The sequence below is a fragment of the Acinetobacter sp. HR7 genome (genome assembly GCF_000773685.1).
Classification (GTDB): domain Bacteria; phylum Pseudomonadota; class Gammaproteobacteria; order Pseudomonadales; family Moraxellaceae; genus Acinetobacter; species Acinetobacter thermotolerans.
This window is the reverse complement of the sequence record NZ_JPQO01000181.1, coordinates 1-8,922: the sequence shown is the minus strand read 5'-3', so window position 1 is coordinate 8,922 and position 8,922 is coordinate 1. Positions and strand designations below refer to the sequence as shown.

The 8,922-nt window shown below is 42.3% G+C and carries 6 protein-coding genes and 1 pseudogene; 4 read left to right on the top strand and 3 right to left on the bottom strand.

Annotated features, from left to right (window positions below; all coding sequences use genetic code 11):
* Window positions 1-149: 149 nt before the first annotated feature.
* Window positions 150-1,598: a sensor domain-containing diguanylate cyclase gene (locus GW12_RS09970; RefSeq protein WP_034587063.1), complete on the bottom strand. Its 1,449-nt coding sequence runs from the start codon at window positions 1,596-1,598 to the stop codon at window positions 150-152.
* A gap of 183 nt (window positions 1,599-1,781) precedes the next feature.
* A complete protein-coding gene (locus tag GW12_RS09965; RefSeq protein WP_034587061.1) occupies window positions 1,782-2,570 on the bottom strand; it encodes a hypothetical protein in 789 nt (262 codons plus the stop codon).
* Window positions 2,571-3,139: 569 nt separating this feature from the next.
* Between GW12_RS09965 and uvrB the strand changes: the two genes are divergently transcribed.
* From uvrB to GW12_RS09945, 4 genes are all read left to right on the top strand, one after another.
* Entirely contained in the window at window positions 3,140-5,161 is a 2,022-nt protein-coding gene (uvrB, locus tag GW12_RS09960) for an excinuclease ABC subunit UvrB (RefSeq protein ID WP_034587060.1), read from the top strand.
* Window positions 5,162-5,327: 166 nt separating this feature from the next.
* Complete coding sequence (locus GW12_RS09955) at window positions 5,328-5,924, top strand: lipocalin family protein (protein WP_034587058.1); 597 nt, start codon at window positions 5,328-5,330, stop codon at window positions 5,922-5,924.
* A gap of 157 nt (window positions 5,925-6,081) precedes the next feature.
* Window positions 6,082-7,014, top strand: a complete 933-nt coding sequence (rarD, locus tag GW12_RS09950) for an EamA family transporter RarD (protein WP_034587056.1) — start codon at window positions 6,082-6,084, stop codon at window positions 7,012-7,014.
* A 257-nt stretch (window positions 7,015-7,271) separates the two neighbouring features.
* Complete coding sequence (locus GW12_RS09945; RefSeq protein ID WP_034587054.1) at window positions 7,272-8,729, top strand: glyceraldehyde-3-phosphate dehydrogenase; 1,458 nt, start codon at window positions 7,272-7,274, stop codon at window positions 8,727-8,729.
* Window positions 8,730-8,791: 62 nt separating this feature from the next.
* Here GW12_RS09945 and GW12_RS09940 read toward each other — a convergent pair.
* Window positions 8,792-8,922, bottom strand: a pseudogene (locus tag GW12_RS09940) (IS5/IS1182 family transposase); the annotation flags it as partial.

The following is an 8,922-nucleotide window of genomic DNA, read 5'->3' as shown; positions in this document are numbered from 1 at the left end:
GTACGTTTAACTCGTTGTTCTCGTTTATGTTCCATAAAATAAGTCTCTTAAGGTGTAAACTTATTTCAGGACGGGACAAATTCCTGATTGAAAAAAGCCATGTTTATTACATGGCTTTTTTTATTTTTAACATTTTAGCTCCCTAGTAATTAGGAGGCTGGTGCTCTACGGTTATGATGCTGGTAATGATTTCTCTTTTGCACATACATTTCCTGATCGGCCCGTTTTAGCATATCTTCAATTCGTTCACCTGCTGCACTTGTCGCATGACCAATCGAAAGGCTGAGAGGCTGATGTGAATAAAACTGGTTATCGACAACCAATAACTCCTGCAGGCTTTTTAAACAGTTTTGCAGAGCTGCTTTATCTGCACCCGGTAAAAGCACCACAAATTCATCTCCGCCAATACGCGAAGCAGAATAAGGCGTATGCTGAATCAGCTGATTCAGGATATTGCCTAAACGACGCAGTTGGTTATCGCCGGCATCATGTCCTAGGCTGTCATTGACTTCTTTGAGGCCATTCAGATCCATAAAAATGCAGGAAATCGGTTGGATGTCGTTACGTTCCAGACGGCTGAGTTCTGCCATATAAAAGGCACGGTTATAGAGCTTGGTCAGAACGTCATGTTTGCCTAAATATTCCAGATAATTTTCCGCTTTTTTCCGTGCAGTAATATCAGTCAAAGCAATCTGCACCATACTCCAGTCCTGCAGATAATCTGGAAACACGGTAAATTGCAGCAAAACATGGCGGATACTGCCATCCAGCGCATAATTAATGGCTTCACGCTGATGATGCAGGTTGCCATTCCAGAGTTCAATGAGCTGTTCTTTAAAAGTCTGGACCATATCTTTGGCAAAGACTTTATGCAGGTTTTTTAACAGCATTTCTTTACTGGAAGCACCCAGTAAATCCAGGGTTGCCTGATTGACATCAATAATCCGGATATCACGAATACATTCATGAATAAATTCATGATGTACATCCAGAAAAGTCTTGAAATCCTCAATGCCTAATTCACGTAAATGATCTAATTTAATTTTAATCCGGCTAAAATCTTCGACCCAAAGTGAAGCGGGTGAGTAAATAAAACGTGCCTCGGCCAGATGACGGTTACGTTCTTCCAGACGGCGTGCTTCAGTATAAGCGGTAATATCTTCTGTTGTAATTAACAGCAGGGAAAGATCATGTTCATGTTGTGGCAGGACAATTCCTTTCAGTTGGATATCCAGGCGCTGACCGGTCAAGGTATAGTTCACCGCAGGATGGGAAAACTGGGTTTCGCCGTTCCATAGAGCGACCAGTTCCTGGATATGGGTCTTGCTCATATCCTCTTTAAAGATCTGTCCCAGATTCTGATGTAAATGATCAAAATCTTTGGCTTGAAAGAGTTCTAGGGTTTTAGGATTCACCTTTAATAATTTAATTTTTTGGGCACATTCTAAAACACGTGCTTCGTCTTCCTTTAGAAAAGTCAATAAATCCTCGACTCCCTGAGCTCGCCAAAGATCAAACTGTTTTTTGATTTCACTAAAGTCTTCGAGCCACATGGCGACTGGTGAAAGTTCAAAAAAAGGGGAATCCAACATATTCATTCAAGCAGCTCAATTATTATTTAATATCGTTTGATCAGTATAAGAGTAAAAAAGTTAATTTAAAATAATGTGATATATAAATCTTTATATTTAGATTTTTTGAATGATTAGGCATTCGATTAATTTTAATTATGAAAAAAAGCCAATGGATATATTGGCTTTTGATCAATTGGGATGAAAACCTTAATGTGGTTTTTTACGTGCCTTATTTTCAGGTTTTGGCGGTGCAATTTCACGCTTTCCATGCCAGACATCCGAGAAATCCTGTTCATTCATATTATACAGTTCTAACAAGGCGAGAATAACGCCACCGAACACCATGGATCCTTCAGTATTGCTTTGAAACTCGAAGACCTTGCCTTGCAGGTTATACAGAATATCCTGAATTTCAAAGACACGATCCCGACCATTACTATCCGTTGGGTACATTTGGGTATTGAGTAGGATTTTCGCCAGGGTTTTTTCGTTATCGCTCAAGGCAAGCACATCAATGATGTCGTCTGTGCTATCTGCAAAAATAATCGAATCTCTAAAAATGGTTTTCAGGAATTTTTCAGTCAATTTCGGCAATGGTTTTTCCACAAAAGGACGGAAAGATTGCGGAAAAATCACATTATGAGAAATGCCTTTAAACATTGGCGCAATTTCTTCGACTTTATAACCCGCTATGCCACAGCCGATGGAGGTAATAAAATATTTATTCTTCGGATGATTTTTGGTGTAGGTTTTAAAATCTTCAACATAATGTTGAATCTGGGATAGTGGCATTTGTTGTAAATGCTCATTCATGGTTGGAATGGCATAGCTTTGACCCGACCAGCCACGACCCACGCCTTCAACCGCGCCAAAATGCTCAAGAGCAGTTCTGGCTGCACCAGCGCCATGTAGCCCGGCCAAATTGCTGCCAAATACGAAAATCGTATCTTCAGGTAAACTTTTGACAATGCTTTCGTCGTGGTATTGGTAAGTCATAGCACTTTTTATTCGATATCCTGATTGATTTCATGTTGCCTTTGAAACGGGCAGGGGTCAAGGCATTATTGTGCAGCGTTACCCAAACAGATACGTCAAAATTCCGCCAATAATCCAGAATAGGATACCGAACAAACCTAAATAGAGTTGCTGTCTAAAAATGCTTAATTTATTCTTTTGCATAAGTGACGGCCTTTTATAAAAAGTGCTTATTCAATAAGGCACCAATGACCAAGAACAAATAGAAAAGACCCATACAAAATATGATTGTGCCCATATAGCGAAATTGGTTCTTAGTAGCGATTTCACGATATTCTTTATCTTTCATGATTTTGCCTGCTTTTTATAATTTTATAGATCTCAATTTTATACTCATTATTGTTATATGTTTCAAAGCAATTTGGATTGTTCTGTCCCTTATTCATCAAATTTGAACTGAGTAAAGCAATATAAAATAATGACAATGATCCTGTTTTATTTTACTAAACAGCAACCTAGACAGGGATTGAGTAATTCCATTTTGCCCTCATAATAAAAACAACGTATTTCCAGTGAATTTGCCAAAGCTTATGTCAGATAAAACCCCTTTCGAATTGGTCACTCATTATCAGCCAGCAGGTGACCAGCCACAGGCCATTGAAAAACTGGTTCAGGGCATTGAACAGGGGTATAAAAATCAGTTGTTACTAGGGGTGACGGGCTCGGGAAAGACTTACACCATGGCCAATGTGATTGCGCGTACCCAGCGTCCTACCATTGTCATGGCGCATAACAAAACACTGGCAGCACAGCTTTATGGCGAATTTAAGGCATTTTTCCCGAATAATGCGGTCGAATATTTTGTCAGTTATTACGACTATTATCAGCCGGAAGCTTATGTGCCATCTTCCGACACTTTTATCGAGAAAGATGCTGCAATTAATGACCATATTGATCAGATGCGACTGTCGGCAACCCGCGCCTTATTAGAACGCCGTGATGCAATTATTGTGGCTTCGGTGTCGGCGATTTATGGTCTGGGTGATCCGAACGCCTACATGAGCATGTTGCTGCATGTAGTGGAAGGCGACCGGATCAATCGGGATGACATCATTCGCCGTCTGGTGGAGATGCAATATACCCGGAATGAGCTGGAATTTTTACGTGGTACGTATCGTATTCGTGGTGAAATTATTGATATTTTCCCGGCAGAATCGGACCAGAATGCCATCCGTATCGAACTGTTTGATGATGAAGTAGATTCCATCCGCTGGTTTGATCCACTGACTGGCAAAATGATCCGCAAAGTGCCACGTGTGACGATTTATCCGAAGAGCCACTATGTGACACCGAAAGATCATCTGGCACGTGCGATTGAAACTATTCGTGAAGAACTGCAGGAACGCCTGGAATTCTTCCGTACCAATGACAAGTTATTGGAAGCACAACGGATTGAACAGCGAACCCGCTATGATTTGGAAATGATGCAGCAGCTGGGTTATACCAACGGTATTGAAAACTATTCGCGGCATTTATCCGGTCGTCCGGCTGGCGAAGCACCACCGACACTGTTTGACTATGTGCCGGATGATGCCTTGCTGATTATTGATGAATCACACGTGACTGTTCCGCAAATTGGTGCGATGTATAAGGGTGACCGTTCACGTAAGGAAAATCTGGTGAACTACGGTTTCCGTCTGCCAAGTGCGCTGGATAACCGTCCGATGAAATTTGAGGAATGGGAACGGATTGTGCCGACCACCATTTATGTCAGTGCGACACCGGCACACTATGAGCTGGAAAAGTCAGAGCAGATCGTCGAGCAGGTCGTGCGTCCAACCGGTCTGGTTGATCCGGAAATTGAAATTCGCCCGGTACTGACTCAGGTCGATGATGTTTTGTCAGAAATTAATATCCGCAAAGATCTGAATGAGCGCGTACTGGTGACAACCTTGACTAAACGTATGGCGGAAGACCTGACCTCATATCTGAAAGAATATGGCGTGAAAGTGGCTTATTTGCACTCGGATATTGATACGGTTGAGCGTGTGAAAATTATTCATGAACTGCGTACCGGTGTTTATGATGTTCTGGTCGGGATTAACCTGTTGCGTGAAGGTCTGGATATGCCGGAAGTTTCACTGGTGGCGATTCTGGATGCAGATAAAGAAGGCTTCCTGCGTTCTGAACGATCACTTATTCAGACTATTGGTCGTGCGGCACGTAACTTGAAAGGTAAGGCTATTCTGTATGCGGATCGCATTACCGATTCAATGCAGAAAGCGATTGATGAAACAGAGCGCCGTCGTGCCAAACAACTGCAGTTTAATGAAGAGCATGGCATTGTGCCGCGTAGTGCCGTGCGTCAGGTAATCAAGGAAATTGATACCGGTGAGCTGCTGGATGATGATCAAATCGAAGAACGGATTTCCGATCAGGCCAAAGCGCTAAGTGCAGATGAACGTCATTTGCTGGCAGATCCAAAACTGTTTGCCAAACACATTAGCAAGCTGGAAAAAGAGATGCTCAAAGCGTCGAAGGAACTGCAGTTTGAACAGGCCGCGCGTCTACGTGATGAAATCCTGCGTTTAAAGGCCCAGATGCTAAGTTAAGTCTCTGATCTGGCTATTTTTAGTTGTGCAAAACTAATCATAAATCTTACATATCGATACACAATCATTCACACGATGACGCTATTTTGGTCTACAGATTAATTGTTTTAAAAAACATGTGCTTCAGACTTCTGTTGAATGATCTGTGTAACGAAAAGGATGCTTTATGATAACTAGAAATCTCCCGCAAGCGGGTCTGAAACTTACCAAGATTGCTGTAGGTGGGGCGGTGCTATTAGGTTTAGGGCTCAGTGCCGCTACCATGACTTTTGCTGCTGAAACCAAGCCACTGCCTACTGTAGATAAGGTGAATCTGGGTAATTACCTAGGTACCTGGTATGAAGTTGCCCGCAAGCCACTGCAGTTCCAGAACAAATGTGACCGTGATGTTACCGCGACCTATACCTTAAATGAAAATGGTAATGTTAAGGTTGATAACCGCTGTATCAAAAAAGATGGTTCTATAACCCAATCCGTGGGGGAAGCATTTGCTCAAAATCCACCTTACAACACGCAATTTAAAGTCAGCTTCTTGCCAGAAGCGATCCGCTGGATTCCAATTGCTCGTGGGGATTACTGGATTTTAAAGCTGGATGATAATTATCAAACCGTACTGGTGGGTGAGCCAAAACGTAAATATATGTGGGTATTGTCACGTACTCCACAGCCAGATCCAGCAGTTGTGAATGAATATCTGGAATATGCAAGATCGGTCGGCTATGACCTGAGTGACCTGATTCAGACCAAGCAGACAGCACGTTAATCTGATCTCTCCTCAAACCATGCTTCGGCATGGTTTTTTTTATGTTCGGAAAAGCTGAACCCCTACACTGAAAATTTATCATTCGATCCAAGCGTATAGGCAAGCTTTCCAGATGGTATCTCGATATAATGCCGGCAAAGATAGCTTGGGGTAGTGAATGTATAAAGGTATCGCGTTGTCAGTTATGGCATCGGTGGTTTTTGGTGTGCTTTATATTTTCACGCCTTTTTTGCAGCCTCTAAATAGTGAACAGACCTTTGCCTGGCGCATGCTGGCAACATTACCATTTTTAACTGCCTTTATGTGCTGGTCGGGTGACCTGAAACATATCAGTAGTATTTTTCAGCGTGTTCTAAAACAGCCCACCTTTCTGATCTGGCTGATTATCAGTTCTTTACTGTGTACCACTCAGCTCTGGCTGTTTCTCTGGGGACCCATCAACGGACGTGGGTTGCAGGTATCGCTAGGTTATTTCCTGCTCCCTTTGGTAATGGTGCTATTTGGATGCATTCTCTATAAGGAAAAACTTTCCAGTTGGCAGCTGGCCGCCGTAGTCTGTGCTGTATTAGGTGTAGGGCATGAGCTCTGGCGGATTGGTTCGATTGCTTGGGAAACGGTATATGTAGCCTTAGCTTATCCGGTGTATTTCTTTTTACGCCGTCGCTTTGGCACTGATCATTTAGGCGGTTTCTGGTGGGATCTATGCCTGATCTTGCCGGTGGCGTTTTATCTGGGCTTTGTTTATAGCGATTCTTTCCAGCTGATCGTAAATTTCCCGCATCTGATTCTGACAGTCCTGGGGTTAGGCTTTTTGAGTGCTGTGGGTTTGGGAAGTTATATTTTGGCCAGCCGTTATTTACCTTTTGTGATTTTTGGTCTGCTCAGTTATCTGGAACCGGTATTACTGGCTTTTGCTTCGATGGCACTGGGTGAGCGGGTTGAGCCAGGAGAATGGCTGACCTATATTCCGATCTGGTTGGCAGTGGTGTTGCTGGTGGTGGAAGGTGTATTACATCTTTATAAGCAGCATATACAGCAAAAGGCTTTAGAAAAGAATCTTGAGTATTACAAGGATAGAATAGAGAAATGAAAAGAATGATAGAAAAATGTTTGTGTGAATAAACAACATTTAACAAAAATCTTTTTGTCTGATCAAAAATAAGATTTTGGATTTTTTAAATGTAAAATCATCTTACTAATTACAACTATTTTCCAAATTTATAATGAATATAGGGAAATTTAAGCCGGACATTGGCAGCTTTTGATTCAAACTTGCTGTCAATTCCATTACAATTACGTGGTTTTGCAATTTATGCTTAGATTTACAATTAATTAGAGGACGTATCTGTGAGCAAAGACACTATCGTTGCCCTCCATGCAGAGCACCAAGGTCGCTGGAAAAACCGTGAAGAAATCGCGGAACGTATGATTGCCCTAGTTGGCCAGTTATACCGTGAAAAAAATATCGAAGCTACAGTATATGGTCGCTCTTTAATTAACCGTTCTGTCATCCAGATCCTTAAAGCTCACCGTCGTGCTCGCGTACTAGATGTTGAACTGTCAGTCGTTAACACTTTCCCAATTCTTGAAGCTTTGGCAAAAATCGACAATATCGGTACTGCTGAAGTTGACTTGGGTAAACTGGCTCAAGAATTCAAAGCAAAAGGCGGTGACGTTAACGAATTCGTTGCAAACGCTGTTAAACCAATCCAAGGTAATGCAACAACTGTAGAAAACAAAGATGTTGTTCTTTACGGTTTCGGTCGTATCGGTCGTATCCTTGCTCGTCTGATGATCAGCCAATCTGGTCTAGGTCGTGGTCTAAGCCTGAAAGCAATCGTTGTACGTAAAACTGCTGACGGTGACCTGGAAAAACGTGCGTCTTTACTGCGTCGTGACTCTATCCATGGTCCATTCGCTGGTACAATTTCTGTAGATGAAGAAAACGAAGCAATCATCGCGAATGGTAACTTTATTAAAGTAATTTATGCTTCTAACCCATCTGAAGTGGACTACACTCAGTATGGTATCGAAGATGCATTGCTAATCGACAATACTGGTAAATGGCGTGATTCAGAAGGTCTGGCTCAACACCTGAAATGCCCAGGCGTTTCACGCGTGATCCTGACTGCACCTGGTAAAGGTGACATGAAAAACGTGGTTTACGGCGTGAACCAGGATGACATTCTTGATGAAGACAAGATCATCTCTGCAGCAAGCTGTACAACTAACGCGATCACTCCAACACTGAAAGTATTAAACGACAAATACACAGTAATCAATGGTCACGTTGAAACAGTTCACTCGTTCACTAACGACCAGAACCTGATCGACAACTACCACAAAGCTGACCGTCGTGGCCGTGCTGCTACACTGAACATGGTCATCACTGAAACTGGTGCTGCTAAAGCGGTTGCGAAAGCACTTCCTGCGTTGAAAGGCAAGTTGACTGGTAACTCAGTACGTGTTCCTACTCCAAACGTATCTCTTGCGATCCTGAACCTGACTCTTGAGAAAGAAGTTGATCGTGACGAAGTAAATGAATATATCCGTCAAATCTCTATCAACTCTAGCCTTCAAGGTCAAATCGGTTATACAAACTCTACTGAGGTTGTATCTTCTGACTTTATTGGTTCTCGTACTGCAGGTGTATTCGATGCGCAAGCAACAATCACTTCAGGCAACCGTCTGACTGCATACGTTTGGTACGATAACGAAGTTGGCTATAGCTGCCAGGTACTGCGTATCGCTGAACAAATGGGCGGTGTACGTTTCCAGAAAATCCCTGCTGAAACTAATGCATAATTAGTGTCTAGCTAAAAAAGAGCCTCATTTGAGGCTCTTTTTTATTAGACCTCTTTCATAAGTCATTTTTCACTCAGTTCCAAATTATAGATTCCCGCAATTAAATTGAATCTTAAGCTCAGTCTTTTGCCACGGTTACGATATCGCTCAGCGAGGATTTTGAAGGTTTTCGAACTGCCAAATACATGCTCAA

Bases quoted from the DNA above. Each gene is read 5' to 3' on its own strand.
- uvrB (WP_034587060.1), top strand. From the start codon at position 3,140: ATGTCAGATAAAACCCCTTTCGAATTGGTCACTCATTATCAGCCAGCA.
- GW12_RS09965 (WP_034587061.1), bottom strand. From the start codon at position 2,570: ATGACTTACCAATACCACGACGAAAGCATTGTCAAAAGTTTACCTGAA.
- GW12_RS09970 (WP_034587063.1), bottom strand. From the start codon at position 1,598: ATGAATATGTTGGATTCCCCTTTTTTTGAACTTTCACCAGTCGCCATG.
- GW12_RS09955 (WP_034587058.1), top strand. From the start codon at position 5,328: ATGATAACTAGAAATCTCCCGCAAGCGGGTCTGAAACTTACCAAGATT.
- rarD (WP_034587056.1), top strand. From the start codon at position 6,082: ATGTATAAAGGTATCGCGTTGTCAGTTATGGCATCGGTGGTTTTTGGT.